The sequence below is a fragment of the Rothia sp. HMSC069C10 genome, from assembly GCF_001812205.1.
Taxonomy (GTDB): Bacteria; Actinomycetota; Actinomycetes; order Actinomycetales; family Micrococcaceae; genus Rothia; species Rothia mucilaginosa.
In genome coordinates this window covers 180,706-207,106 of the sequence record NZ_KV808305.1, presented here as the reverse complement: position 1 = coordinate 207,106, position 26,401 = coordinate 180,706, and the positions used below count along the sequence as shown (strand labels likewise).

Below are 26,401 nucleotides of genomic sequence, written 5' to 3'. Positions count from 1 at the left end.
CCGTCGGGGGTGATGGTACGGCCGGCAACCCCGCGGCGGTTCTTACCCGCCAGTTCGGGGTTGCTCTTAATGAGGGAGCGGACTCCGTCGGCAATATTTGCGGAGGGAGAGGCGGCGGTTGCCTGCTGCTCCTCGGTGGTTTCTGCGGAGTTGGTTTTGTCCTCGGAGGAGCCCCAAGCGTACTTGTCCTTGAGGGACTTAATGTTGAAGATGCCCATCAAAAAGCCTTTTCTAATTGACGTACCCAACAGTGAACAGGGAAGCCGGAAGTGTCGGGTTGGTTGAATGAATAGTATCTATCATACCGAGTTACTTGCACCTTCAACGGTTCCTTTTCCTGTGTGTGGCGAATAACCCTACAAGTCAGTGGAAGAGCCGCAGCGTTCGTAGAAACTTCTGTTTAAAAATGACCTAAAGTACAGAAAACTCTCCAAAGCTAAAGAAAGCTTGCATGCTAGAATTATGCCTAGACTCTACTCATCACTCCTCAATTACATGGGCCCGTCTGCAATTTGTGACGGGTCGAGAAAGGCATCATGAACCTTCTCTCAAAAATCCGCTCAGAATTGGGTCAGCTTAGTTATTCCTTTAAACGGCGAAACACCCCTAAACTCTGGCGAGATCAGGTTGAAGCCATTCGTTTTCTCAAAGTCCATAACCTTCCTGCACCGCATCTTAAAGGTCCTCGTCAGGAAGTGTGGGCTGTTTCTGTCGTTAAGAACGAGCTAGATATTTTGCCCTCTGTGCTCGACCATTTTTTTGCTCAGGGAATTGATCGGATTATTGTTGCCGACAACCTCTCGACTGATGGTACTCGTGAGTACTTGCGTCAGCGAGCAAACGAGGATTCGCGACTTATCTTTGCTGAAGATAACTGCGACCGACATATTCAGTCTGAGAAGATAACCTATCTTTCGCACTTGGCTTGGCGTAGTGGTGCTCGCTGGATTATTCCTTTTGACGGTGACGAATTCTGGTACGCGGAGGATGAGAAGCTTGGTGATTTCCTACGTAATGCACCCGATAACATGGGCATCTACTATGCCGGATTCCACCACACTGTGCCTACCGTTGATTCGCCAGAGAACATCGTCGACACCGAATTGGTGATGGACGCTTCCTATCCCTTCCCGGGTAAGTGCGCTTTCCGTTCCCACCCCTTTGCCGTGGTAATCCCCGGCAACCATGATGTGTGCCGCCTCGGTGATATTGAGCAGCGACTTGAGATTGTTCACCTGCAGTACCGAGGTATTGCTCAGATTGCGCGTAAGGTACGTGTGGGAACCGAGACCTCCCGTCGTACTGGTGAGGACCTGAGCTACTTTGCACCTCACTGGGAGGCGGGTAGCAAGCTCAGCGATGCTGAAATTGCTGAGGTATGGGAGAACATTTCGCATGGCCGCCCCGATGAGCGAATCAAGTTCGTAGCGGAAGGCCCGATTGTTCATGGTAAGTTCCTGAAATGGAACTACTGGAATGAAGACGGGTCAATCCCCAAGGGAGACGCCTAATGGCGGCGCCCGCACGACCCTCCTCCAGGATTATGCTAGATTCGCTGACCGCGGTGCGCGGTCCCGCAGCACTTCTCGTGTTCGGTTACCACGTTATCCACGGTACGCAGTGGGCTAACTGGATTCCGGGCGCGCGTCTCGGTTACGTGGGCGTTTCGCTCTTCTTTATTCTTTCTGGATTCGTGCTGGCATGGTCGTACAACAAGAATGCCGGTGCAAAGAGTTTCTACCTTCGTCGCTTTGCGAGGGTATACCCCCTGCACTTCTTCTTCTACTGCGTGGCGTTGATGGGTCTTCTGCTGTTTGGGGTGTCTAACTCTGCTGGAAACCTCAACCCGCTAAGCGCTTTGCTGAACCTAGTTCTGCTACAAGCGTGGGTGCCCTCTTGGGAGGTTATCTTCTCGAATAACGCGGTGAGCTGGTCTCTCTCCTGCGAGGCGTTCTTCTACCTCATGACCCCGTTCGTGTTGAACCGTTTGGATGGTATGCGCTACCGTGTGAAAGCTGCTCTACTGGGTGGTTGGTTCCTGCTGATGGCAACGGTCTCCTACATTCTGGCCGCCCAGTCGAACTTCATGGACGTGGTGGTGTATGCCAACCCGCTTCTGCGTTCAGGCGAGTTCGCACTCGGCCTGGCTCTGGGCCTCTTTGCTCTCATGGTGCGTGATGGTTACCGCGTTCCTGTGATTCGTGGCTACCACTGTTTGGCGATGATTACTCTGGCTCTTGGGGCCATGTATGTCAGCTCAAAGTTCTACTTGCTTCAGACGGCTCATGGCCTGTTGCTGGCACCGGTTTGGGCGGTATTGATTCTTGTACTGGCTCTCTGGGATATTCGGCGTTCTACCATGCCTCGTGAAAAGAACCTGTTCTGGAAGGCTGCCGTTATTGCCGGTGAGGCGAGCTTCGCTTTTTACCTGGTGCATGAGCTGGTGCTGGCATACGTGCGATCGGCACCTTTGGCTGCCTCCGCTCACGGCGGTATAACGGGTCTGCTGTATGTCGTAATTTCTCTTATCATCGCGAGCATTCTCGCGCTTCTGGCTCATTATTTTATTGAGCGTCCGGCTCATCGATTTATTGTGAAAAAATATTCACAGAAGGTATAGGTCTTATTGTGAAGAGTGTTTACTCTAAAATTCGGGTTTTTTTCCCGGGCAAAAAGTTTAGGCTCCTGGTACTAAACGTTTTGGGTCTCTTTGCGGTATCGCTTTTTGAGATGCTTGGTGTGGCTCTCGTACTTCCTCTGGTGAACCTCGCCATGGGAACCCCACGTGAAGGCTTCATCCTGAAAGTTTCTAACTTCTTCGGCGATCCGGATACCCCCACCCTAATCGTTATCTTCGGCGTGGCTCTCGTCGCAGCGTTTGTTTTCAAGGGTGTCTTCTCCCTAATTATTCGTCGCTGGAGCCTCGGCTTTATCGCCACCCAGCAGAGCGCCGTTTCAGTGACTCTGCTAAACCGCTACATGCGTGAGCCCTACCTGGACCACCGTAAGCGCGGTACCGCCCCGGTGCTGAACTCCGTAAATGATGTGGTGGGCCAGGCCTACGGCACCTTCGTCAACGGTGTGCTTGGCTTTATCGGTGACCTACTGTCAATTATTGTGTTGATGGTAATGCTACTAGTCATTATGCCGGTGCCCGCTCTTCTCGCCTTTATCTACTTCGGCCTGGCTTCGTTCGTGCTACAGGCTCTGCTCAAGCGCAAGAATCGCGAACAGGGCGTCATCGTACTGAACGCGACTAAGGGTGCGCTGGACGCAGCTATCGAAGCTGTAGTGGGCTTCCGTGAAATCCGCATGTACGGTGTGACTGAACGCTACACCTACCGCTACCAGGAAAAGCGAATTGACTCTGTGAATGCGTCGATGCGTAGTGCTTTCCTCTCCGATTTCCCGAAGTACACCTTGGAAATCATCTTCATTGTTGGTATTGCTGCTCTCTTGGCCTTTATGAGCGCTACGCAAGGTGCTGATAGCACTGGCTACTTGCTTCTCTTTGCTGGTGCCTGCATTCGTATTTTGCCTAACTACACCCGTATGGTTGCCTCTCTTGGTAGCATCCGCGCAGGTGAACATGCCAGCGAGAAACTGTTGGAAGAGCTTGAACACCTTACTCCTGAAGAGCGTATGTTCAAGATGCCCTCTGCACCGGTCGTCCCGAAGAACCTCGACTACATCAATAAGAGCATTGAGCCGGTTAATATCCAGATTGATAATCTGACCTTCCAGTACCCTGACGGTGATAAGCCTGTGCTGAAGGACATCACCCTTGACATCCCGATGGGTTCCTCAATTGCTTTTGTGGGTGGTTCTGGCTCGGGTAAGACTACGTTGATTGATCTGATTCTTGGTCTCTTCGCGCCGACTCAGGGACAGGTTTTGCAGAACGGCAAGTCGATTCTGCAGGATTTGCCGGGCTGGCATCAGCGTATCGGCTATGTGCCGCAGGATGTTTTCATCGCTGACTCAACTGTTCTGGAAGCGGTTGCTTTTGGCCTCTTGCCCGAAGAAATTGACGTGGAACGCGTCAAGTACTGCCTCGAGGTGGCTGCTCTGACTGAGGTCATCGATTCCCTGGAGAATGGCCTGGAAACTAAGATTGGCTACAACGCTACCCGTTTGTCGGGTGGCCAGAAGCAGCGTCTGGGTATCGCCCGTGCTCTGTATCGTAACCCGAGCGTGCTCATCCTTGATGAGGCTACCAGCGCGCTGGATAACGAGACCGAGCACAAGATTACGAAGACCATCGAACGTATTTCTAAGGATATTACGGTCATTATCGTGGCTCACCGTCTGTCGACGGTTCGCAATGTTGACCAGCTGGTCTATCTCTCTAAGGGACGAATTGCTAATCAAGGCACCTTCGCTGAGGTGCAGCGATCAAACGCAGAGTTCGCTAACCTGGTGAAGCTGGGGCAGTTGCCGGATTAGTCTCATAGACTGCATATCTAAAGTAGAAGGGGCTCTCGTCACGAACGAGAGCCCCTTCTTTTGCTACAGCATGTTTATGTTGTATTTTTTACCGTCTGGAAAGGTCCTTGTTAAATACCTGTAGCCGTCTTCTCTTTGAGCAAATGAACGATTTCTTTAAACTCTTGAGGTAAAGACCCAATAGGTGTAAGAGGGCCGGTTGGATGCCAAGTGACGGTTTTATGGTTAACCTCGCCGCGCAAAAGTGCTTCCCACAGGGGGGTAGCACTTTCAATGGTTATATCACCATTACGTCTCCAATGGTAGCCCATATCTTCAGGCAGATCGGTGGCTTCCAACGCCTTAGCCCCTTGACGTAGCTTGCGAGTAAATTGTTCCTTTGAACGCCAGGGGTAGTGGATGATAGCAACTTCATTAAGCTTCTGCTTACCCGGTGCAATGACCTCATGGTTACCCATTTTGATAACGGCATTTTCCCAGCGTGAGAAACACACTTTCAGGTCCCAGTGGGGAGTTGGATCAACCCTGAGACTAGGTCCTTCAATACTGGGAAAAACGTTGTACAGCTTCGTCAGTTCGATAGTGCGCCCCTTTTGCGAGCGTAGGACTTCCGATAGCGGAGCTGAAACACCATACCAAAATTCATCAGCGTCGAACGGGATAATCCATTCAGCGCCCGCCTCCATCACCCGGTCAGCAAGCCAGGTCATTTTCTCTGATTGGTAGTAGGCTAGTTCGCGGTCCTGAATAACGTGCACAGGTAGGATCTTGCTGATTTCGAGCAGTATCTCATAGGTCCCGTCTGAAGAGCCATTATCGGCTGCTAAGATATGGTCCACACCTTGATCGAGTAGATGTCGGATTGTCTGCTCGACGATATCTGCTTCGTTCTTCACCATGGTTATGCCCCATATAAAGGGGCCGGAGGGGAGAACCGTGTGGGTAAATGTTTTGTTGAGCGAAGCGTAACGTTCTTTAAACTCAGAACTATCGCGACGCGCAATGGCTTCGCGTTTTTTAGCGTGATTAATTTTCAGCAGGAAAAGCTGGTGCTTGAGGGATTTGAGAGTGTTAATCACAGCTGCTCACCCGTAATCCAGTTTTTACCTTCGGGGTGATGCACAGCAACCCAATGAGTGCGGTGCATCTTTGGACGACTCTGATAGATATGAGCATCTTTTGGAAGAACTTGATGAATATCAGGGGAAAGGACGAGCTTTTGGGTCAGTAACTCACCGATATAGGCACCCCAATAACCGAAAGTCGTGTTGGTCAGAATCAGGTAAGGGGCACTGGCCACAAGGGCCAGGTCATCGAACATGCCGGAACCCTGCTTTTCAAAGATACAGGGTGCTACTGAGTTCAGGTGTGAGAGGTTTTCCTCGCACCACTGAAGATCATCTGATACAAAAATAATCTTTGAAGGAGTTACGGTATCCTGAAGTTTCTTCAGTGCTTCCTCCACATAGGTCACCGTATCAATTCCGAAAACCTCATTAATTTGAGGCACAGAATAGTAATCGCCACGGCGAATGTTAATGACGAGAGAATTTTCATCCACTATGTCCTGCATTCTTGCAAGGCGCTCGCTAAAGGACTCTGAAGAAAGAAGGTACTCGCGAATAAAAAAGTGCAAATCTTCTTCGCTGATATCCTTCTCAATATCCGTCGGGAAGTAGCCGCTACGGCGGGTAAAGAACGTATACTCTGACGAAGGAGCCGTAATGGAGGCAAGCTTCGGGAACTCCTCGGTCCATGCCTCCATCCCGGGACCATAGAGCAAAGATGCTTTGTCGGTGCCGTGATGGCGGAGAGTAGCCGCGCGGGCCCATAGATACAGCCAATTGCCTCCCCGGGAGATAGGGTAGGAAAGGAGAATAAATTTTTCACCGCGACGTAGAAGGTTAATATATTTCCCCAAATACTTATGGCGAATAGAGCTGTAAGCTGCAGTGACAGCACGTTTGAAAGCGGGTTGCTGAACAGTGTATACGGCGACCCTTTCTGATTCATTGATGGGTTGGATATCAGAATCCACGAGAAAGTCCCCTTTCGAATGTGTAAGATGGCGAGTTGATAGTGGGTGAGTATTTGTTACCTGTATAGGTAATCGAAAAGTGCAGCTGAAAAAGTAGTGAAGTTGTATAATCCTAGAGACGATAGCACCCACCGCTACGGTGGTTTCTATTATCCCTCTCACTCAAGAAAGATTGTAATACATGACCTTCCTTCCCCGCGTTTCTGCGGTTATTCCTTTCTACGGCGAGCCGGAACCGGTTCTTGCCATTATTGACACTCTGCGTACTCAGCAGGGCATTGACCCCGCCGATATCGAGATTATTGTCTCTGATGATGTTTCTCCCACCCCCTTCCCCGAGGTTGAGGGTGTGACCGTGGTTCGCCGCCCCGTCAACGGTGGTTTCGGTAAGGCTGTGAACTCCGGTGTTGCTGCCGCGACCGGTGAATGGGTTTTCATCCTCAACAGCGACCTGGAGCTGGATAACAGCTTCGTCTCGCGTATGCTTGCAGCCGTGGAACGCCACGGCGAGATCCTGGCTAGCCCGCAGATTATTGGCCACGACGGCAAGCAGCAGTGGGTGGCTCGCAAGTTCCCCACCGCGGCACATGTGGCGTGGGAATGGTTCACTCCGCTGGCTCGTTTCAAGCCGACCAACTGGTGGCACCGCGGTGTTGGCCACGATGTTGAGGCCTGCACCGGCACCTCGGACGCGAAGGTCGACTGGGTTATGGGTGCGTGCATGGTTGTTCCTCGTGCGACCTTCAACCGCATTGGTGGCATGGATGAGCGTTTCTACATGAACAGTGAAGAGGTGGACTTCCAGTATCGCCTCTCGAACGCTGGTGTGGATCGTTACCTGATTCCTTCGGTGACTGTAACCCACGAGGGTGGCGGATCTTCGCCTTCTGAGCGTCGTGTACAGTGGCTGACCACTGCTCGTTTCATTTATGCGGATAAGTGGGGCTGGGAGAAGAAGCTTGCTGTTGCTCTGCGTGCTACCAGCTACGCGAACTTCCTGGTGAACTCGGTACGCGGCCTGCGCAATAAGGACGTGGATGCTCGTGGCTTCCTTGCCACCGAGCTGGAGCGTATCGCCAAGGCAGAGCGCCGCGAGAACTAGACGCGAAACGTGCGGAATCTACAGCGGTAGTTCCGCAAGATTTTGAACGCGACATCACAGAAGGCACATATAGAACGTAGGAGGCGACACAGTGCACTCGAGTGTGTCGTCTCCTGCTTTCGTTGTAAAATTTCAGTAGGTATGTTTTGCCTCAAGTTCTAGGTGAAACTTTCCGTTCCTCTTCACTCCAACACATAGCACCGCACGGTTTTACCCTGCGGGTTCGTATAGCAAACGCCGACAGGATTCAATCCTCATATGACTCAGCCCAAACTTCTACTGCTCTCGCCCGCATTCCACGGGTACTGGAAGGCAATTCAGGCATCTCTGGAAGTGCACGGATACGAAGTGCGCACCCACATCTACGATGCGCCGGGTACTCTGCCCGAGCGTATCCTCAACAAGCTTGCCCACGAGCTGCCCGAGAAGTACCGCCCCGAAAGCTTCGCGGCTCAGGCAACTCGAAAGGCTATTGACGCTTTCAACGAGTTCCGCCCCGATATTGTGCTGGTCATTAAGGGCGACATGCTCTCCCGCGAATGGTGGGACCTGCTGGAAACCTCCGGCGTTCGCTACGGCACCTGGCTCTACGACGAGATGCGCCGCATGAGCTACACCGAAGAGGACCTGCACCACCTGGGTTCGCTGGCAAGCTACAGCCCGCTGGACGCGCAGCACCTGCGCGAGCAGGGCTTCGAGGTGCTCGACATGCCCAACGCCTATGACACCCACTGCCCGGTTATTCCCGTGCGTGAGGACTCCATCAACTTCGTGGGCGCCAAGTACCCCAACCGCGAGGAGACCCTGCAGGCCCTCGTCGCCGCCGGTCTGCCGGTTCGCGCGTACGGCCGTGCCTGGTCGCGTCACCCCTACGATATTCTGCGCACCAAGCAGTTCAAGGACTCCGGTGTTCCCGCCGGCCGCGACATCGACCGCTCCGAGGCGTACGGCATTATGGCGTCCTCCCCGGCAACGCTGAACATCCACAATAACCAGGATGGCTTCACCATGCGTACCTTCGAGGCGCCCGGCGTTGGCGCCCTGCAGGTGATTGACCGCCCCGACGTGGACCGCTACTACATTCCGGGTGAAGAGGTTTTGGTGTACGAGAGCATCGATGAGCTCATCGAGATTTGTACCCGCATTTTCCGTGACCCGAAGTGGGCGCGAAAGATTCGTGAAGCCGGTCAGAAGCGTACTCTGGCCGAGCACACCTTTGATCAGCGCGTCAAGATTTTGGAGCAGCTATGGGCCTAACCTATCCCCTCGACATTGATGCATGGGCCGCCTGGCAGAAGCGCCAGAATACCCTGCGTTGGGCTAAGGGCGAGGCCCGCAGCCTTATCGGACGTCTGCGCGGGGGCGCGGCTGAACAGGAAGCACCTGTTGGCGGTGTTCTCTACACCCGCGGCGCTGTACCCCGCGTGCTCATCGTGCTCGATTCTTTCTCCCCGACGAGCCGTAACTCCCTGCTGGAGCCGCTCAAGTACCTCGAGAACGTGGGCGTGGCCCTGTGGGTCCCCGAGGACGCCTCGGAGTACCTCAACGGCCAGTACGCCACCGAGCGTTACGGCCGTGATGCCTGGACCGAGCAGGAAGTGACGGGCGACCAGCTGCAGGGGCTCCTGCCCGGTGTGCGCGTGGTCCTTTCCCTCGGCCACTACCTGGCCCGCGGCGCGGCCGCCTACGAGTACTCTCGCGCGATCGGCGCTGAGTACTGGGTTGTTCAGCACGGCCTGCTGGTGCCTCAGGCACCGCCGCTACCGGTTGGATGCACCCTGCTGGCTTTCAGCGAAGCGGACGCCCAGTTCTGGGCATCGGGTCGCCGCGATGTGACCACCCATGCGGTGGGTTCGCAGCTACTCTACCTGGCGGCACAGAAAGCTGCCGGTGCTGAAGCGCAGAAGCAGAACGACCTGGAACCGATTTTCCTGGGACAGATGCACGGTGCGGAACTGCCGCGCGCATCCTTCGCGTACGCTTCCCACTCTTTCTTGAAGAAGTTTGGTGGAACCTACCGCCCGCACCCGAGCGAGAAGGACAAGCTGTCGGTGCTGACCCACAAGCTGTGGGAGAAGGAAGGTATCCGTATTGACCGCTCCGGTACCCCGCTGAACGAGGTACCGAACCCGGTGGTGTCCATCTTCTCTACCGGTGTTCTGGAGGCAGCGATCCGCGGAATCCCGGCGTGGGTATACCACCCTGCACCGCCGGCATGGCTGGTGGAGTTCTGGGACCGCTACGGCATGAACCAGTGGGGCCAGGAACCGACCCCGGCACCGGTTCAGCCGAAGAAGGAACCGGCACAGCGTATCGCTGAACTAATGATTGAAACTTTGGAGGCATAATGCGTATTCTCTGCGTCATTCCCGTGCGCGGTGGCTCGAAGGGCATTCCGCGTAAGAACCTGCGTCCTATCGCGGGTAAGCCGCTGGTTGCATGGACCATCGAGCAGGCACTGGCTGCTAAGGAAGAAGTAGCCGGCGAGCACGAGCTACGTGTTGTCGTCTCCACCGACGATGCTGAGTTGGCTGACATCGCCCGCGAGTACGGTGCCGAGGTGCCGTTCATTCGCCCGGCACACCTGGCTGAAGATACCACCGCAACCGAGCCGGTCATTGAGCACGCCATCGAGTTCTACACCGAGAACGGTTGGGAGCCCGAGGCTGTCATGCTGCTACAGGCAACCAGCCCCGTGCGTCTGCCCGGCACCCTGGCTCGTGCGGTCCGCCAGTTCGCTGAGAACGGTAAGGACTCCATGGTCGGTGTGATTCCGATTGGTCCGTTCATCTGGACCTGGCACGCAGACGGTGAGCCCACCGCGGCATTCGAGATTATGCATCGCCCGCGCCGCCAGGAACTGACCAAGGAAACCTTCCGCTACCGCGAGAACGGCTCGATGTACATCACCAAGACTCACGTGTACATGGACCACCACAACCGCCTTGCGGGTTACCCCGGCGGTACCATTGACTTGTTCATGCTGGACGAGGTCGAGGGCGTCGACATTGACGCACCGATTGACTTCTCCGTGGCAGAGCACCAGCTCACTCAGATCCTGGCCGAAGGCAAGTAACCTTCACCAGCGGCAGTACCTCGTCTGCCGCGCCCGGCTTGACCGGCACTCAGGCATTCAACTGAACACTCAAACGAAAAGGTCAAAATCGTGATTATTGAACGCAATATTGCCCCCTATGTGGTCTTCGCTGAAGACCCGATTCTCAACGCCCTGCAGAAGATTTCTGCTAACGGCCAGCGCATCATCTTCCTGGTGAACGAGTCCGGTATTCTGCGTGGTTCGCTCTCTGACGGCGACTTCCGTCGTTGGCTGATCGCTAACCCGACCGCATCCCTGGAGACTAGCGCCCTGGACGCTGCGAACACCAACCCGCAGACCGCACCGGCTGACGCTGACCCCGAGACCCTGCGCGGATACTTCGCGAAGGGCATCAACCACGTTCCGCTGACCGACGAGCGCGGTCACCTCGTGGCGCTGGCAATGGACGAGCAGGACGTTCTGCGCATTGGTAAGCACACCATCAGCGAGGATTCCCCCTCCTTCATCATTGCTGAGATTGGTAACAACCACCAGGGTAGCGTTGACTTCGCTAAGGAACTGGTGGACCTGGCTGTTGAGTCCGGCGCGGACGCTGTGAAGTTCCAGCTGCGCGACATGGACGCTCTGTACCGCCAGCGCGGCGCAGCAACCGCAGGTGAGGACCTGGGCGTTCAGTACACCCTGGACCTGCTGTCCCGCTTCTCCCTGACCGTTGACCAGATGTACGAGGTCTTCGACCACGTCAAGCAGCACGACATGGACATCATGTGCACCCCCTGGGACGCACCCTCCGTTCAGGCACTGGTTGACTACGGTATCCAGGGCATGAAGATTGCTTCTGCCGACCTGACCAACCACGAGCTGCTGCGCGACGTGGCTTCCCGCGGCCTGCCCATGCTGGTCTCCACCGGTATGAGCCGCGAAGAGGAAATCCGCGAGTCGGTTGCCCTGCTGCGTAACGCTGGCGCATCCTACGCTCTGCTGCAGTGCCAGTCCGCATACCCGGCACCCTTCAAGGACGTCAACCTTGCGTACATGGACCGCCTGGCTGAAATCGGTCAGTGCCTGGTCGGCTACTCCGGCCACGAGCGTGGCTACCACGTGCCGATTGCTGCTGTTGCTCGCGGCGCGAAGATTATCGAGAAGCACTTCACCACCGACAAGACCCTCGAGGGTAACGACCACACCGTCTCCCTGCTGCCCGAGGAATTCAAGGCAATGGTTCAGCAGATCCGTGAGGTTGAGACCGCTATTGGTTCTGCTGCTCCTCGCGAGGTGTCCACCGGTGAGCTGATGAACCGCGTGAACCTGGCAAAGTCCCTGGTTGCTACCCGCCACATCGCTAAGGGCGAGGTCGTGACCGAGGCTGATGTTGCTGTGAAGTCCCCCGGCCGCGGTCTGCAGCCGAACTACCTGCCGCAGCTGCTGGGCCGCACCATGCAGCGCGACGTTGAAGAAGGCTCGTTCTTCTTCGAGGGTGACCTGAAGGACGACCTGGTGACCCGCCGCGACTTCAAGTTCGACCGCCCCTGGGGTCTGCCGGTTCGTTACCACGACTACAAGCCGCTGATTGAAGAGGCTAAGCCGGACTTCCTGGAGTTCCACTTCTCCTACAAGGACCTCGAGATTAACATCGACGACGTCTTTGACTCCAAGCTGGACATGGGCTTCACCACCCACCTGCCCGACCTGTTCGCAGGTGACTTCCTGGTGGACCTCGCGTCCAAGGATCCTGAGGTGTGGGAGCGCTCCATCGCTGAGGTCCAGCGCACTATCGACATCACCCGTGACCTGACCCGCTACTTCACCGTAGACGAAGACCCGGTCATGGTTGTGACCATGGGTGGCTTCACCAAGGACAAGCACATCCCCGCTGCTGCACGTGCTGAGAAGTACGAGCGTATCGGTGAGGCTCTGAAGCGTCTGGACGCATCCGGCGTTCGCCTGGCTGCTCAGACTCTGCCCCCGTACCCCTGGCTGATGGGTGGTCAGCAGTACCACAACCTGTTCCTGGATCCGAAGGACACCGCAGAGTTCTCGCGTGCATTCGATACCGCACTCTGCCTGGATATCTCCCACACCATGCTTGCATGCAACTTCCTGAACATTCCGCTGTCGGAGGCTGTTGAGCAGCTGGCACCGCTGTCCATTCACCTGCACCTGGTGGACGGCACCGGCGTTGACGGTGAGGGCGTTCAGGTTGGCGAAGGCGATGTCGACTGGGCATCCCTGGGTAAGCAGCTGCGTGAGCTGGCGCCGAAGGCATCCTTCATTCCCGAAATCTGGCAGGGCCACATCAACAACGGTGAAGGCTTCTTCACCGCACTGGACCGCCTCGAAAAGTGGCTGTAGGATTAGCGTCTATGGCCAAGTCTCAGACCGTAAAAGCTCGGGAGGGTGAAATTCTGGATCAGAATTTCATTACTCCCGGGCGTTTCCGGGAGCTAGACGGGTTCCGTGGCCTGGCTGCTATTACCGTGGTGATTTATCACCTGGGTGTTCCGGCTACTCAAAATTACCCGCGAACCGCCCCCTCGCCTTACGATATTCCTCTGGGCGAGCTGGGTGTTCAGCTCTTCTTCATTATTTCTGGCTTTGTAATCCTGCTCAGCGCTATCAAGAGCGGGTCGGCACTGAAGTTCGCGGTTTCGCGTTTTTCTCGTATTTACCCGACATACTGGTTTGCGCTGGCTGTATCAGCGCTGGTGTATTTCATCTATGGAAACCCCGGACGCCATATTACGATTCCGCAGACCCTGATTAACACGACGATGTTGCAACGCTTCCTGCGTGTGGATAACGTGGATCAGGTGTACTGGACGCTGGCAGTTGAACTGCAGTTCTACGTGATGGTCGCCCTGTACCTGATTATCAGGAAGGGAAAGATTTACCGTGGGGAGCTGACTACGATTCTGCTTACCTGGTCGGTTATCGGTACGGCTCTGTGTCTGCTTTTCCACCCTGAGGCTTCTCTCGGTGGAGCACCGAAGATGATTGTGTGGGCTGCGGTTGCGGAACATTCTTCGCTCTTTAGTCTGGGCATGATGTTCTTCATGTACAGTCATGATCGAAAGTTCACCTGGCACATTCCGTACTTTGCAATTCTGGCTTCCCTCAACGCAGCGCTGATGCATGATCTTGCTCATGGAATCGGTGTGGCGCTGATTAGCCTGGTGTTCTTCATCGTTGTATACCTGAAGAACGTTCCGGTACTTGCAAAGGGTCCGCTGAATTTCTTGGGACGTATTTCCTACCCCCTGTACTTGGGCCACGCTATGGTCGGCTATATGCTGGTGGATCTGTTCTACCCGGTGGCTGGTCCCTGGGGGGCACGTATTATTGCATTGGTTTTGGTGGTTTGCTTCGCCTACCTGGTGCATATTTCCATTGAAACTAAGGTTTCTGCATCCTTCCGTTCTTTCCTCACTCGAAAGTTGACTAAGGCATGACCACTACACCAACGACTCTTTGGGTCGTTCCGGTTCCCGATTTTGGTGGAGTAGCTCGGCACGTTGTCGATATGGCACGTGCCGGGCTCCCCGGCTTTAACCTGGTGGTTCTCGCCCCCGAGGGTAAGCTGACCGAGCGCCTCGAGGAACTGGGCGTCACCGTCATCAAGGCTGAGTTCGGCCCCGACTACGGTTTTAAGACTTCCTTTGCTTCTTTGAAGAAGGCTATTGAGCAGCTTCGCCCGGAGATTGTGCACAGCCACCTCGCATATGCGGACGTCGTCGCAACCGCTGTGGTGAATGCTCTGCGCGTCCGTAGTGTAATCAAGCGTGGTACCTGCGTGCCGAAGCTCCTGACCACTGAGCACGGTATTGCCGGTAACGATTCGGTGTATCACGGCAGCTCCTGGCGTTCTAAGCTCATGGAGACCGTGCACCGTGTGCGCCTGTGGGGTACCGACCAGGCGATTGCTGTTTCTCGTTCTACCGCTGATCAGATGCGCGCCAAGTGGGGCGCTCGTGGCGTGGAGCTGGTGTATAACGGTGTGGATATCCCCGAGGTACATGCAGCTGTTGAGCAGCAGCGTATTCCCTCTGAGGGGGGTCCGCGTATTCTCTCGCTGTCTCGTCTGTCCCCTGAGAAGGGCATCGACGTGCTGTTGGATGCTTTTGCGCAGCTTCGTGCTGAGTACCCGAAGGCTCATCTTGAGATTGCGGGATCTGGCGATTTGGCATCCGAGTTGCAGGCTCAGGCTCAGCGTCTGAACCTGGGCGATTCGGTGACCTTCAGCGGCTTCGTTAACCCGATTGAGGCTATGGGCCGTAGCGACATGATTGTTCAGCTGTCGGTGTGGGAGAACTGCTCCTACACTCTGCTGGATGCTAAGGCAGCCGGCTTGAAGACGGTCGCTACCGCTGTGGGCGGCAACCCGGAGATTCTGGGCGCTGATGAGCTGGTGGACCGCCAGAGTGCAACCCTGACTCAGGATGTTCTGCAGGCTATGCGCGCGCAACTGCAGAAGGGGGAATCGGTGCCTTTTACCTGGATCTCAAACGCGCAGATGGCTGCTCAGACCGCCGAGATATACGCTCGTATTTTGGAGAAGAAATGACTGTAGCTCACTCTCAACCTGCATCTGGAACCCAGTATCCAGGTGCCGCATCGAGCAATGCCACTCGCTTTGGGCAGGCTGCGAAGGCTGAAGCAAAGTACCTTGCTGGTAGTGTGTCCAAGCTATCGATGCTCGATTTCTGGGCGGGGTTCGGCCTGATTTTTATTGGTATTACAACAGCGTTCTTCGCCATGCCAGTTGGAACTGTTGTGGTGATGGTGCTTGTACTATACAACTTGACTAAGCCTGCCAAAATCGAGAACACCTACAACGGCTTGTTCTTTACGATTCTTCTGTTGGCCATTGGCTGGGCACTATTTGAGACTTTGACGTTCAACAGCTTCCCTGTTGAATATGCGATTCGTCGTGCTGTGCGTATGGCGGTTGTGGTACTGCTTGCTCTGCAGATTGCGCAGAAGAAGATTGATATCCGTTCTCTACTGTTTGGTGTGGCCTTTGGCCTCTTGATCAACGTCATTGGCTTCTACGCGGGTATCGCACCTGATAACTATGGTGGTACGTTGACCGGTTGGCTCAATGATAAGAACCAATCGGGTCTGTACTATGCGCTTTTCGGTTTCCTCTTTGTCGCTATGGTCAGAAAGACAAGCCACCGCCTTGTCGCTATCGCTATTACTGCGGGCATGTTGTGGTTGACTGGTTCTCGTACTTCATTGGCTGCGTATGCATTCGCCGTCCTGTGGCTGTACTTCTCCTACCGTCTGAATCTCTTCGGCAAAGCTGTTCTGGCGTATCTGTTTTATCTAGGCGTGAACTACCTGGAAGATAATTTCGCGCGTGCTGGTGCTTTCGCGGATCGACTCGGTAGTGACCTATTGCGTCAGCGAATTGATGAAGGAATGTACCGCATGATTGATGTGGTTCCGTGGTACGGCGGCGGTCTGGGTACTGCACAGGTTCCACTACAAGATCGATACTTTTACTTCCATAACTCATATATGACGCTGGTCCAGGAGGCTGGATGGCTCTATATGATTGTGATTGTATCCTTGATGATTTCTGCCGCATTCATCTGGAAGCAGCCGCGTGCTCAGCGCATTGTTATTGCCGAAGCCGCAATGGTGATTATCATTATTACCTCCCAGCGTCTTGGTGAGGTGATTCTGACTGTGCCGTGGGCTATCGTGGTGGGTCTTGCACTGCTGTACCTGAACCCGGATAAGGATCTGGACGCTTCGGATAGCGGTCATCATGAACCAGGTGCTATGCAGAAGGTGCAGAGCAGTGATGAAAAACCTGAGCCGCAGAACGGCAAGCTCATCGAGCAAGAAGCTCCTGTCTCTGTACCCCCCCAAGAAACGCCTAAGAAGTTGACTACTTCTAAATCGTTTGACGTCAGTTCTATCCGTCAGCAGGCGAGGAAAGTATAACGATGAAAGAACTCTACATCGCCACCAATAACGGTGACATGGGCGGCGGCGAGGTCATGCTCCTGAACATTGCCCGCGCAGCCCGTAGCCTTGGCTACAAGGTCACTATTGTGGGTCCTTCCGAGCCGAAGCAGCTTGTAGAAGCTGCTGCGGATGAGGGGTTCCCCCGCATTGTCTTGCCGGCTAAGAACCGCGCACAGTACATGGTGGCTCTGCGTAGCTGGCACGCTCGCCATAAGGACGTTCTGTTGTGGTGCAATGGTCTGGTTCCCGCAGCGGCAACGGGCGGCCGTAAGAACCGCATCGTGCACCTGCACCAGCTGCCTACCGGTGTGAACGCGAAGCTCGTACCCTTTGCCCGCCATAAGGCGTCTGTCACCCTGGTGCCTAGCCGCTATGTGGCTCGTGCCTGCCCCGGTAGCGAGCTGTTCGCGAACTGGGTCAGTGGCGTATCCACCGAGCTGGATCACCGTGTGGGGGAGCGCCGACTTCGCGTCGGTTACCTGGGGCGTTTGACTCCGTCTAAGGGCATCGCGACCCTGTGCCAGGCGATGAGTTCCTTGAACTCTAACGGTATTGAATACGACCTGGTGATTGGTGGCGAGCCTGTCTTCGCATCTGATGAAGAACGTGCTGAGGTTGAGGACGCCCTAGCCCGTGTTGCTACGTTCAGCACGCGTTTGGGCTGGACTACCCCAGACCGTCTTTTCGGTGACATTGACATGCTTGTTGTACCTTCGATTGCCCCTGAGTCATTTGGCTTGGTGGTCGCTGAAGCGATGAGCGCGCGCGTCCCTGTGGTGGTCAGTGATGCTGGTGCTCTGTCGGAGGTGCTGGGCGGCGCGTCGTACCCGTACGTTGTGCCTGCTGATCAGCCGGTAGCTCTTGCGCAGGCCATTAAGAGCCTGGGTACTGAGCTTCGAGAAGATACGGATGCCCTGGCGGAGCGAACCTCCGAGCTGTTCTGGCGTTGGCAGGAGAATTACTCGCCTGAAGCAGGCAAGGTCCGTGTTGGTGAGATTCTGGAGCGTTTTATCCGCTAAGGTGCCTCTAAACGTATAGGCCATTCCCAACGGATATCCTCTCACTCAAACCCCGAAGGAAAATTATGACGACTACCCACCGCTACAAGGCTGCGGTTATCATTCCGTCTCGCGGTGGTGCAGATATTCTGCACTACCCGCTGGATGCGCTTGCCGCCCAGACCGAGAAGGACTTCCAAGTTATCGTGGTCCTCGACGGCGATATCGATAACAGTGAAGCTGTGCTTGACCGCTACATTGCCGAAGGCAAGCTGAACCTGACCAAGATCGTTTTCGAGGAGAACCGTGGCCGCGTGGCTGCGCTGAACGCTGGCCACCGTGCGGCTGATGCGGATGTCCTCATCCGTTGCGATGACGATCTTGAGCCGGCATCCGACTACGTCGAGGCGCAGATCCGCCTGCACCGTGATTATGACGGTGTGATTGGTACCTTGAAGAACGTGTACCCGGACACTCCCTACTCTCGTGTGTACGGTAACTTCCGCGATGCTCGATTCAAAGAGGGCGCCCTCAGTGTAGCTGAAGAAGGCCGTTGGCTGTACTGGAACGGTAACTCTTCTATCTCTGCGGAGTACTTTGAGCGTACTGGCGGCTACGACCCCGCGTACCGTCTCTACGGCTGGGAAGACGTAGACATGGGCAAGATGGTTCATGACGCTGGTGGCCGCATCATCATCTCTGATGAGGTTGAGGTCAAGCACTACGCCGAGGCTACCACCACTGCTGTGCGTGCCCTGCGTGCCCTGCACTCGGGTTCTGCCCGCACTATCTTCGTGCGTAAGCATGGTGAAGAAGCACACCCCGCCCCGAATCCGACGGGTCCGTGGGGTTTGCTGGTCAAGACCCTCGCTCGTTTCACCACGGAGAAGACCATTAAGGCTCTGGGCGATGCGAGCGATAAGATTCTGCTGAAGCTGCCCGCTAAGGCCGCTGAGAAGCTTGTGGCACTGCAGGTTGAGGCTGCATCTTACGCCGGTATTCACTACCCTGAGCGTGCTCAGAAAGTCTTTTAGGAGGAAAAGAAAATGTCACTCACTCAGCTCTTGACCTCCGCTCCGTTTACCGGGCCGAAGAACCCTGACGCGGTGCTCGCGGATATCCCGAAGAGCCTCAAGAAGCTTGCCCATCTGGCGCGCCGTTACGTGCCGCTGGTCAAGCCTGAGGCTACTGAAGAGATAGCAATTGCCCACGACTACCTGACTCAGCGTGGCGGTGCGGAGCGTGTTGTGCTGGCAATGCATCGTGCATTCCCTGACGCACCGATTTACACGACTTTGTACGACCCGGAGGGCACCTTCCCGGAGTTCAAAGATGCGAAAATCATCACCAGCCCGCTGAACAAGATTGGTTACCTACGTCGTAACCACCGCATGGCTCTGCCAATTCTGCCGATTGCTTCTTCTTTCCTGAAGGTACCGGCTGAGCGCGCTGTGGTATCGACGACCGGTTGGGCGCACGGCTTCAACTTCGCCGGCCGCAAGTTCATTTACTGCCATTCGCCGGCGCGATGGCTGTACTTGAGCGATCAGTACCTGGGCGAGAAGAGCACCGGTCCCGTGCCGCTGTTGCTGAAGACCTTGCGTCCTGCACTGATGCTGTGGGATCACTGGGCTGCTCACCGCTCGGCTGTGTATGTGGCGAATGCGAGCGTCATTAAGAAGCGTATTGAGAATGTCTACGGTAAGAAGGACGTTCCGATTTTCTTCCCGCCGCACTCGGTAGACACCACCGCACCGGTTGAGCCTATCCCAGGCCTGGAAGAGTTCACCGAATCGGACGATTATTTCCTGATCGTTTCTCGCCTGCTGCCCTACAAGAATGTTGATAAGGCTGTTGAAGCCTGCAATGAGTTGGGTAAGAAGCTGCTGGTGGTTGGTCGCGGCCCGGAAAAGGAACGCCTTGAAGCGCTTGCAGGCCCCACTGTTCGTATCGTTTCTGGCATTTCGGACGCCCAGCTGCGTTACGCGTACCGGCACTGTCTGGCTCTGCTGGCTATCTCCTATGAAGACTTCGGTATTACTCCGTTGGAGGCTGGCGCCAGCGGTAAGGCTGTGATTGCGTACCGTGCGGGCGGCTTCCTGGACACCATCCAGGAGGGCAAGACCGGCATGTTCATCAACCAGCCGACCGTGGAGCAGCTGGTGGAAGCTCTCAAGGCTTTCAACCCGACTGACTGGGACGCTGACTATATCCGCGAGCACGTTGACGGTTTCTCGGAGGCTCGTTTCATTAGCCGTCTAAAGACGTACGTGCAGGCTCTGCCCGAAGACTAAAAAGAGCTAGGCTGCTCATAGAAGAAGGCGGGGCGGTAGAAACTATAAAGTTTCTACCGCCCCGCCTTCTTTGTGTCTTCTGGGAGGCCTAGCGGGCTTCTAGGAGCCCCTTGGCTAGCAGCTCGGGGATAAACCCCTCGATCTGCGGTCCCATGGTCTCTATGGGCTGTTCATACATTTCGCAGAGCAGATCGATAGCTTCCTGTAGAGACATTGGGTCTTCAAAAATACTCCAAATAATGGAGGCAGAATCCTGAAGAACAGACAGCTCACCGTTGGCAAGATTTGCAAGATACGTTGCTGTGGGGGAGTACTTAGCGAACTCTTCAGAATGAACGTACGCGATGTTCTCGGGGATACCGTAGACGGTCTGATGGGAATCTACCGGGTTGCTCATTTTTTCACCTTGATTCCGAAACGTTCAAAGAACTTGGCACGAATTTCAGCCTTGGTGGGGGTGCGTCCCAGCTGCATTGCCAAGTGGTCCTTATTCACGAAGAAAATATTTTTGAGGGTGCGTAGCTTATCGTGCAGGGTGGTTGCTGACTGCAGACGCCCAATCCACTGAATATAGTGGGGGACGTCCTGAGAGACAGACAGCCACAGCAGGTAGTCGCGGTCGTCACGGTACTGCTCCAGACCGCCCATCGCCGCGCTATACGCCAGGGAGGAGTCAAGCTCCTCCGCACGGGCGCGCAGGCGCTGCCAATCGCTGTAGGAGAGCAGAGAGACCAGATAGTTAATATCTGCGCTGTAACGCGATGCCGCGCGGGCGCGGTGAAGCACCACGAGAAGACGCGCATCCAAATCGCTGGGGACAACGCAGGGACGGTGAGCGATCATGCGAGTCTTACGTGCCGCCCAGACACGGTCAAACGCCTTCTCATAATCGCCGTGGCGTCCCAGACCGGGGAAGAAACGATGAATGTCGGTCAGACCCCATGAAGCGTGGTAGAGCGTCATCGCGTGTTCGAACACGGAGCCTGTTTCGAAGTGGGCTTGGATACGCCATCCATCTGCCAGAAGGATCTCTACAAAGCGGTCCACGTGAGAGGGACGGACAAGCAGATCAGCGTCGGAGCTGTACCTGCCCTTGCGGTAAATTTCCTGGGAGAAAGCGTAGCCTTTGACATGCATAATATCGATGGAGTGCAGGTCGGCAATTCGCTGGAAGTAGGCGTGCGCAAGCCGAATCCGTGCCGCAAGAGGAGTGGTCTGCGGCTCCGGCGTATTGGGTGAGTGAGTGGTCACAATAGCCTTTCGGTGCACATGTATACCAGATAAGTATAAGGCGGGACGGGCAGAAAAACTGCCCATCCCGCCCTAAGTCGCTCCCTATGTTTTAGGGCGCTTATTACGTTATTACTTCTTGGTCGAGGACTTCTTTGACGACTTCTTGTCGCCTTCCTTGCCGTAACCGTAGTAGGTTGCATAGCCAACGTAGGCACTTGCGTAACCGAAGCCGTAGTAGGAGTTACCCAGACCCTTACGGGGAGCACGGTTCAGAACCATACCGAGGAGGTTAGCGTTGACCTTCTTCAGGATGTTGGAAGCTTCAGTCATCTGTTCACGGTGGCTTCGGCCGATAGAACCAACGAGAATCACGCCATCCACGGAGTGGGAGAGCAACGAAGCGTCGGTCACGGGCAGCAGCGGCGGAACGTCGACGACCACGATGAACTCTTCGGAGAGTTCGTTAATCAGCTGGCGCATCTTATCCGAGCCCAGAAGTTCGGAGGGGTTCGGGGGGATACGGCCTGCAGGCAGGACGAAGAGGTTCGACTCACCAAGCTGGTGCACAGCGTTAGCAATCTCAACCTGGCCAGCCAGAACCTGGGTCAGGCCAACCTTAGCGTCCAGCTTCAGCTTCTTAGCCACAGTCGGGCGGCGGAGGTCGGCGTCAATGAGGATGACGGGTGAACCCGCATCAGCCATTGCGCGAGCCAGCGACAGCGACACGGTCGACTTACCTTCACCGGGCACCGCGGAGGTGACGATGAACGAACGCGGGGGAGTGTCAACGTTCACGAAGCGCAGGTTGGTGCGCAACTGACGAATGGATTCCTGAGCGATGTGGTCGTCGGTGTCGCCCTTAACGATGTTGTCTTCGTTCAGGTCGTCACTGACGGGCAGAACACCGAGGACGCTTGCGCCGGTTGCCTTGGTAGCGTCGTCACGGGTACGGATGCGCTGATCCAGTGCACGGCGCAGGAAGATTGCCGCGTAGACCAGAACCAAACCGGTGCCAGCACCGATGAGCACGTTCTGCTGGTAGTTCGGAGCTACCAGCGGCGGGTTCACGCTCGCGTTATTCAGCGGAATCACGCGAACGGTGTTGCCACCGGTCGGGGTTGCGCCGGTGTTTTCGCCGTTCACCAGAGCCTGAGCGTTACCGGGGTTCTGCTCAATTTCCTTGATGTAGTCGGCAGTAGCCTGCAATGCACCGTTAGCAAGCAACTGTGCATTCTTCGGGGAAGAAGCCTTAGCGCTCACGGTAATCAGTGCAGCGTTTTCACCTGCAGTTGCGGTGAGGCTACCGCGAATTTGACCGGTGGTCATCGATAATTCGGGGTTGTTCTGCTTAATCTTCTGTGCCACGGCCTCAGAGGAGACGATAGCTGCATAGGAGCGAGCGCGCTCCTTAGCGGCTGTAGAGCCAGAGAGAACATCCACCGTACCGGATTCGCCCACGGTCACGTAGCCCGAGGAGGACGCGGCGTAGACCTTCGGCTGCAGTGATGCATAGCCGAAGCCCGCTGCGGCACCGACAACGATGCCAATAATCAGCAGCCAGAGGTTAGCCCTCGTGGTGCGGAAAAATTCCAAAATGGTCATGGTAGTGAGAATACTCCAGAAAGTTTGAGTTAGTGTACCTGCAACGTGGAGTGTTGTTGCAGGCGGTGAAGGGATACGAAAATCCCCTGGTGTTTATTAGCGGAGCAATCCGAGCAGGTAGCTACCGTAACCGCTCTTAACAAGCGGGGTAGCGATGTCGCGCAACTGCTCATCGGAGAGCCAACCATGGCGCCACGCAATTTCCTCCGGGCAACCAACTGACAGACCCTGACGGCTCTGAACAGTGCGGATGAAGTTAGTGGCATCAGCGAGTGAATCAAAGGTTCCGGTATCGAGCCACGCGGTACCGCGAGGCAGAACCTCAACCTTCAGTTTACCCTGTTCCAGGTAGACGCGGTTAAGGTCAGTGATTTCCAGCTCACCGCGCGGAGAAGGCTTAATCTGACGTGCATACTCTACAACCTTCGAGTCGTAGAAGTACAGACCCGGAATAGCGTAGTCGCTCTTGGGGTTCTCGGGCTTCTCCTCAATGGACAGTGCGTTGAAGTTCTCGTCGAACTCCACCACGCCGTAGGCGCGAGGATCAGCAACCCGGTAAGCGAAGACGGTTGCGCCGTCCTTCTGCTCGTAGGTGGCAAGCTGAGTACCCAGACCGGGGCCGTAGAAGATATTGTCACCGAGCACGAGTGCTACGGGGTCATTACCAATAAAATCGGCGCCCAGGATAAATGCCTGTGCCAGGCCATCAGGGGAAGGCTGCACCTTGTATTCGAGATTAATACCGAAACGGGAACCGTCACCGAGCAGTCGCTGGAACTGCTCCTGATCGGCAGGAGTGGTAATAATCAAAACATCGCGGATACCCGCCAGCATGAGAGTGGACAGCGGGTAGTAAATCATCGGCTTGTCATAGACCGGAGTGAGCTGCTTGCTAATACCCTGAGTGATAGGGTGCAAACGGCTTCCGGTGCCGCCGGCAAGAATAATTCCCTTCATAACTTCTTATTGTGTCATGTTTATCTCGTTGTTGAGGCATAAAAATCGCTATTTAAGTGGGTAAAATATACCGTATGGCTCACATTCTTGTTACCGGCGGTGCCGGTTTTATTGGTTCGAACTTTGTTCACCACCTCATCGATAACACTGATCACACTATTACTGTGCTGGATAAGATGACCTACGCCGCAAATGCTGCGTCTTTGGAGGGTCTTCCCGAATCCCGCTTTAAGCTCGTCGTAGGCGACATCGCCGACCGCGAGCTGGCTGACGAATTGGTCGGCAAGGCAGATGCTGTCGTTCACTACGCTGCGGAATCGCACAACGACAACTCCCTGTCCAACCCCGAACCGTTCATCCACACTAACCTCATCGGTACTTTCAGCCTTCTGGAAGCAGTCCGTAAGCACGGCACTCGCTACCACCACATCTCCACCGACGAGGTCTTCGGCGACCTCGAGCTGGACGATCCGGCAAAGTTCACCGAAACCACCCCCTACAACCCCTCTTCCCCTTACTCCTCCACTAAGGCAGGCTCCGATCTGCTCGTGCGCGCATGGGTCCGCTCCTTCGGTATTGAAGCAACCATCTCTAACTGCTCCAACAACTACGGCCCCTACCAGCACATCGAGAAGTTCATCCCCCGCCAGATCACTAACATCCTCTCGGGTTTGACCCCGAAGCTGTATGGCGAGGGCCTGAACGTTCGTGACTGGATTCACGCATCCGACCACTCTTCTGCTGTGCTGCGCATCCTGGAGCAGGGCAAGATTGGCGAAACTTACCTCATCGGTGCAGACGGTGAAGAGAACAACATCACCGTTCTGCGCACCATCCTGCGTCTGATGGGCAAGGACGAGAACGACTTCGAGCACGTGGTTGACCGCCCCGGTCACGACCTGCGCTACGCAATCGACGGTAGCCGCCTGCGTGCAGAGCTCGGCTGGGAGCCGAAGTTCACCGACTTCGAATCCGGTCTTGCCGACACTATTAAGTGGTACACCGATAACCGCGGCTGGTGGGAGCCCCTGAAGGCTGAGGTTGAGGCGAAGTACGCAAAGGCTGGCCAGTAATGACCAAGGAATTGAAGGTTACTGAAACCGAGATTCCCGGCCTGCTCATCATTGACCTGCCGGTTCACGGCGATAACCGCGGCTGGTTCAAGGAAAACTGGCAGCGCGAGAAGATGCTCGCCGCCGGTCTGCCCGACTTCAACCCCGTCCAGAACAACATCTCGTTCAACGCTTCGGTAGGTACCACTCGCGGTATCCACGCCGAGCCGTGGGATAAGTACGTTTCTGTTGCGACCGGCCGTATCTTTGGTGCGTGGGTTGACCTGCGTGCGGGCGAGTCCTTCGGCAAGGTCGTCACTGTGGAGCTGGGCCCGGACACCGCAATCTTCGTGCCCCGCGGCGTGGGTAACTCCTTCCAGACCCTGGAAGAGAACACCGCCTACACCTACCTGGTGAACGACCACTGGTCGGCGGACGCAGTATCCGGCTACAGCTTCCTGAACCTTGCCGATGAGACCGTCGCAATCGACTGGCCCATCGACCTGGCGAAGGCAGAGCTCTCCGAGAAGGACCGTAACCACCCGCGTCTGAACGAGATCAAGCCCCTGGAAGCCGACCCGATCCTGATCATTGGCGCGGGCGGTCAGCTCGGCACCGAGCTGGTTCGCCAGCTCACCGAGCAGAACGTACCCTTCCTGGCTGTGGATCGCGACCGCCTCGACCTGGGCAAGCCCGAGCAGTGGCGCGACGCATTCCGTTGGCGTTCCTTCCGCGCGGTCATCAACGCTGCAGCGTACACCGCAGTGGATCAGGCTGAAACCCCCGAGGGTCGCTGCGACGCCTGGGCAGCTAATGCCCTAGGCGTGAGCGCTCTTGCCTCCATCTGTGAAGAAGCTAACCTGCCGCTGGTTCACGTATCCACCGACTACGTCTTTGACGGCTCCTTGCCCCTGGGCGAGGAATACCCGGAGGATTACCCCCTGGCACCGCTGAGCGTCTACGGCGCGTCCAAGGCTGCCGGTGAGGTTGCCGCTGCCGCATGGCGTAAGCACTACACCCTGCGCACCAGCTGGGTTGTTGGCGCCGGCAAGAACTTCGTTGGCACCATGGCATCCCTGGCTGAGCGCGGTATCGACCCGTCCGTGGTCGCCGACCAGTGGGGCCGCCCGACCTTCACCCAGGACCTGGCAGCTGCTGCTCTGCACCTGCTCTTCTCCGGCGCTGAATACGGCACCTACAACGTGTCGAACACCGGTGAAGTCATCAACTGGGCACAGTTCGCTCGTGCGGTGTACGAGGGCACCGGCCACGACCCGGCACGAGTCAGCGACACCACCACCGAGGAATACTTCGCCAACGCTGAGCTCTTCGCTCACCGTCCGACGAACTCGGCAATGGACCTGTCCAAGCTGATTGCTGCAGGCTTCACCCCGCGCGATCACCGCGAGGCGCTTGCCGCCTACTTGGCAGAAATGGGCTCCTAATCCTCTAAGGAATTGGCTCTATATCTGCTGACAACAGCATAAAAGGCGTGAAAAGCGCCATATCACAGGTTCCCGGCCCTTGAAGAAGAGCCGGGAACCTGTACAATATTGTCTTGGCCAAGGCGGTGGAATACACGAAACGTGTAGGTCCGTAACTGACGGTGGCTGGTTGGAAAGAGATTTCTGGCGCCAGTCCCTAT

22 protein-coding genes and 1 pseudogene are annotated in these 26,401 nt (G+C 55.8%); 16 read left to right on the top strand and 7 right to left on the bottom strand.

All coding sequences use genetic code 11. From position 1 onward, the window contains the following. Window positions 1–218: pseudogene (locus tag HMPREF2842_RS08110) on the bottom strand (phosphotyrosine protein phosphatase); the annotation flags it as partial. A gap of 318 nt (window positions 219–536) precedes the next feature. Between HMPREF2842_RS08110 and HMPREF2842_RS08105 the strand changes: the two are divergent. The 3 genes from HMPREF2842_RS08105 to HMPREF2842_RS08095 are packed head-to-tail and all read left to right on the top strand — an operon-like array spanning window position 537 to window position 4,446. Further along, window positions 537–1,511, top strand: a complete 975-nt coding sequence (locus tag HMPREF2842_RS08105; RefSeq protein ID WP_005506913.1) for a glycosyltransferase family 2 protein — start codon at window positions 537–539, stop codon at window positions 1,509–1,511. Window positions 1,512–1,543: 32 nt separating this feature from the next. Continuing rightward, on the top strand, window positions 1,544–2,620 hold the full coding sequence (locus tag HMPREF2842_RS08100) for an acyltransferase family protein (protein WP_070667129.1): 1,077 nt from the start codon (window positions 1,544–1,546) through the stop codon (window positions 2,618–2,620). Between the two features lie 8 nt (window positions 2,621–2,628). Next, window positions 2,629–4,446 (top strand): ABC transporter ATP-binding protein, encoded by a 1,818-nt coding sequence (locus HMPREF2842_RS08095; RefSeq protein WP_049352061.1) that lies wholly within the window; start codon window positions 2,629–2,631, stop codon window positions 4,444–4,446. A 110-nt stretch (window positions 4,447–4,556) separates the two neighbouring features. Here the strand turns inward: HMPREF2842_RS08095 and HMPREF2842_RS08090 are convergent, their stop codons facing one another. Next, complete coding sequence (locus HMPREF2842_RS08090; RefSeq protein ID WP_070644109.1) at window positions 4,557–5,525, bottom strand: glycosyltransferase family 2 protein; 969 nt, start codon at window positions 5,523–5,525, stop codon at window positions 4,557–4,559. Further along, a complete protein-coding gene (locus tag HMPREF2842_RS08085) occupies window positions 5,522–6,484 on the bottom strand; it encodes an alpha-1,2-fucosyltransferase (RefSeq protein WP_070644106.1) in 963 nt (320 codons plus the stop codon). The genes HMPREF2842_RS08090 and HMPREF2842_RS08085 overlap by 4 nt, the downstream gene beginning before the upstream one ends. A 181-nt stretch (window positions 6,485–6,665) precedes the next feature. On the opposite strand from HMPREF2842_RS08085, the gene HMPREF2842_RS08080 reads away from it, so the two are divergent. The 11 genes from HMPREF2842_RS08080 (at window position 6,666) to HMPREF2842_RS08030 (ending at window position 19,912) form a co-directional block, all read left to right on the top strand. Then, window positions 6,666–7,586 carry a glycosyltransferase family 2 protein gene (locus HMPREF2842_RS08080; protein WP_049355023.1) on the top strand — a complete coding sequence of 307 codons (921 nt, stop codon included), beginning with the start codon at window positions 6,666–6,668 and terminating at the stop codon, window positions 7,584–7,586. A gap of 258 nt (window positions 7,587–7,844) precedes the next feature. Further along, entirely contained in the window at window positions 7,845–8,843 is a 999-nt protein-coding gene (locus HMPREF2842_RS08075; protein ID WP_070634159.1) for a CgeB family protein, read from the top strand. After that, on the top strand, window positions 8,834–9,934 hold the full coding sequence (locus HMPREF2842_RS08070) for an RNA-binding protein (RefSeq protein WP_070634158.1): 1,101 nt from the start codon (window positions 8,834–8,836) through the stop codon (window positions 9,932–9,934). The genes HMPREF2842_RS08075 and HMPREF2842_RS08070 overlap by 10 nt, the downstream gene beginning before the upstream one ends. After that, window positions 9,934–10,662 (top strand): acylneuraminate cytidylyltransferase family protein, encoded by a 729-nt coding sequence (locus tag HMPREF2842_RS08065; RefSeq protein WP_070600619.1) that lies wholly within the window; start codon window positions 9,934–9,936, stop codon window positions 10,660–10,662. Before HMPREF2842_RS08070 ends, HMPREF2842_RS08065 begins: the two co-directional genes overlap by 1 nt. 90 nt (window positions 10,663–10,752) lie before the next feature. Beyond that, window positions 10,753–12,996 (top strand): N-acetylneuraminate synthase family protein, encoded by a 2,244-nt coding sequence (locus tag HMPREF2842_RS08060; RefSeq protein ID WP_049355027.1) that lies wholly within the window; start codon window positions 10,753–10,755, stop codon window positions 12,994–12,996. Between the two features lie 11 nt (window positions 12,997–13,007). Next, window positions 13,008–14,093 (top strand): acyltransferase family protein, encoded by a 1,086-nt coding sequence (locus tag HMPREF2842_RS08055; protein ID WP_049355028.1) that lies wholly within the window; start codon window positions 13,008–13,010, stop codon window positions 14,091–14,093. Next, entirely contained in the window at window positions 14,090–15,205 is a 1,116-nt protein-coding gene (locus HMPREF2842_RS08050; RefSeq protein WP_070644102.1) for a glycosyltransferase, read from the top strand. Before HMPREF2842_RS08055 ends, HMPREF2842_RS08050 begins: the two co-directional genes overlap by 4 nt. After that, complete coding sequence (locus tag HMPREF2842_RS08045) at window positions 15,202–16,596, top strand: O-antigen ligase family protein (RefSeq protein WP_070644099.1); 1,395 nt, start codon at window positions 15,202–15,204, stop codon at window positions 16,594–16,596. Before HMPREF2842_RS08050 ends, HMPREF2842_RS08045 begins: the two co-directional genes overlap by 4 nt. A gap of 2 nt (window positions 16,597–16,598) precedes the next feature. Continuing rightward, a complete protein-coding gene (locus tag HMPREF2842_RS08040) occupies window positions 16,599–17,639 on the top strand; it encodes a glycosyltransferase family 4 protein (RefSeq protein WP_049346739.1) in 1,041 nt (346 codons plus the stop codon). 65 nt (window positions 17,640–17,704) lie between these two features. Next, window positions 17,705–18,652: a glycosyltransferase family 2 protein gene (locus HMPREF2842_RS08035; protein WP_049352040.1), complete on the top strand. Its 948-nt coding sequence runs from the start codon at window positions 17,705–17,707 to the stop codon at window positions 18,650–18,652. A 12-nt stretch (window positions 18,653–18,664) separates the two neighbouring features. Beyond that, the gene (locus tag HMPREF2842_RS08030) at window positions 18,665–19,912 is read left to right on the top strand and encodes a glycosyltransferase (protein ID WP_049355031.1); all 1,248 of its coding nucleotides are present in this window, start codon (window positions 18,665–18,667) and stop codon (window positions 19,910–19,912) included. A gap of 88 nt (window positions 19,913–20,000) precedes the next feature. Here HMPREF2842_RS08030 and HMPREF2842_RS08025 read toward each other — a convergent pair whose 3' ends face one another. The 4 genes from HMPREF2842_RS08025 to rfbA form a co-directional block, all read right to left on the bottom strand. After that, on the bottom strand, window positions 20,001–20,309 hold the full coding sequence (locus tag HMPREF2842_RS08025; RefSeq protein WP_070644096.1) for a PqqD family protein: 309 nt from the start codon (window positions 20,307–20,309) through the stop codon (window positions 20,001–20,003). Further along, window positions 20,306–21,163: a nucleotidyltransferase family protein gene (locus tag HMPREF2842_RS08020; protein ID WP_070644323.1), complete on the bottom strand. Its 858-nt coding sequence runs from the start codon at window positions 21,161–21,163 to the stop codon at window positions 20,306–20,308. The genes HMPREF2842_RS08025 and HMPREF2842_RS08020 overlap by 4 nt, the downstream gene beginning before the upstream one ends. A gap of 111 nt (window positions 21,164–21,274) precedes the next feature. Beyond that, the gene (locus tag HMPREF2842_RS08015; RefSeq protein WP_049346727.1) at window positions 21,275–22,747 is read right to left on the bottom strand and encodes a tyrosine-protein kinase domain-containing protein; all 1,473 of its coding nucleotides are present in this window, start codon (window positions 22,745–22,747) and stop codon (window positions 21,275–21,277) included. 96 nt (window positions 22,748–22,843) lie between these two features. Then, a complete protein-coding gene (rfbA, locus tag HMPREF2842_RS08010; protein WP_049346725.1) occupies window positions 22,844–23,704 on the bottom strand; it encodes a glucose-1-phosphate thymidylyltransferase RfbA in 861 nt (286 codons plus the stop codon). A 74-nt stretch (window positions 23,705–23,778) separates the two neighbouring features. Between rfbA and rfbB the strand changes: the two genes are divergently transcribed. Further along, window positions 23,779–24,777 carry a dTDP-glucose 4,6-dehydratase gene (gene rfbB, locus HMPREF2842_RS08005; protein ID WP_044142793.1) on the top strand — a complete coding sequence of 333 codons (999 nt, stop codon included), beginning with the start codon at window positions 23,779–23,781 and terminating at the stop codon, window positions 24,775–24,777. Beyond that, window positions 24,777–26,201, top strand: coding sequence for a sugar nucleotide-binding protein (locus HMPREF2842_RS08000; protein WP_049350006.1), 1,425 nt, complete (start codon window positions 24,777–24,779; stop codon window positions 26,199–26,201). The genes rfbB and HMPREF2842_RS08000 overlap by 1 nt, the downstream gene beginning before the upstream one ends. The last annotated feature ends 200 nt before the right edge of the window (window positions 26,202–26,401 follow it).

Bases quoted from the DNA above. Each gene is read 5' to 3' on its own strand.
- HMPREF2842_RS08040 (WP_049346739.1), top strand. From the start codon at position 16,599: ATGAAAGAACTCTACATCGCCACCAATAACGGTGACATGGGCGGCGGC.
- HMPREF2842_RS08080 (WP_049355023.1), top strand. From the start codon at position 6,666: ATGACCTTCCTTCCCCGCGTTTCTGCGGTTATTCCTTTCTACGGCGAG.
- HMPREF2842_RS08025 (WP_070644096.1), bottom strand. From the start codon at position 20,309: ATGAGCAACCCGGTAGATTCCCATCAGACCGTCTACGGTATCCCCGAG.
- HMPREF2842_RS08075 (WP_070634159.1), top strand. From the start codon at position 7,845: ATGACTCAGCCCAAACTTCTACTGCTCTCGCCCGCATTCCACGGGTAC.
- HMPREF2842_RS08045 (WP_070644099.1), top strand. From the start codon at position 15,202: ATGACTGTAGCTCACTCTCAACCTGCATCTGGAACCCAGTATCCAGGT.
- HMPREF2842_RS08105 (WP_005506913.1), top strand. From the start codon at position 537: ATGAACCTTCTCTCAAAAATCCGCTCAGAATTGGGTCAGCTTAGTTAT.
- HMPREF2842_RS08065 (WP_070600619.1), top strand. From the start codon at position 9,934: ATGCGTATTCTCTGCGTCATTCCCGTGCGCGGTGGCTCGAAGGGCATT.
- HMPREF2842_RS08100 (WP_070667129.1), top strand. From the start codon at position 1,544: ATGCTAGATTCGCTGACCGCGGTGCGCGGTCCCGCAGCACTTCTCGTG.
- HMPREF2842_RS08015 (WP_049346727.1), bottom strand. From the start codon at position 22,747: ATGACCATTTTGGAATTTTTCCGCACCACGAGGGCTAACCTCTGGCTG.
- HMPREF2842_RS08050 (WP_070644102.1), top strand. From the start codon at position 14,090: ATGACCACTACACCAACGACTCTTTGGGTCGTTCCGGTTCCCGATTTT.
- HMPREF2842_RS08035 (WP_049352040.1), top strand. From the start codon at position 17,705: ATGACGACTACCCACCGCTACAAGGCTGCGGTTATCATTCCGTCTCGC.
- HMPREF2842_RS08030 (WP_049355031.1), top strand. From the start codon at position 18,665: ATGTCACTCACTCAGCTCTTGACCTCCGCTCCGTTTACCGGGCCGAAG.
- HMPREF2842_RS08070 (WP_070634158.1), top strand. From the start codon at position 8,834: ATGGGCCTAACCTATCCCCTCGACATTGATGCATGGGCCGCCTGGCAG.
- HMPREF2842_RS08000 (WP_049350006.1), top strand. From the start codon at position 24,777: ATGACCAAGGAATTGAAGGTTACTGAAACCGAGATTCCCGGCCTGCTC.
- rfbB (WP_044142793.1), top strand. From the start codon at position 23,779: ATGGCTCACATTCTTGTTACCGGCGGTGCCGGTTTTATTGGTTCGAAC.
- HMPREF2842_RS08055 (WP_049355028.1), top strand. From the start codon at position 13,008: ATGGCCAAGTCTCAGACCGTAAAAGCTCGGGAGGGTGAAATTCTGGAT.
- rfbA (WP_049346725.1), bottom strand. From the start codon at position 23,704: ATGAAGGGAATTATTCTTGCCGGCGGCACCGGAAGCCGTTTGCACCCT.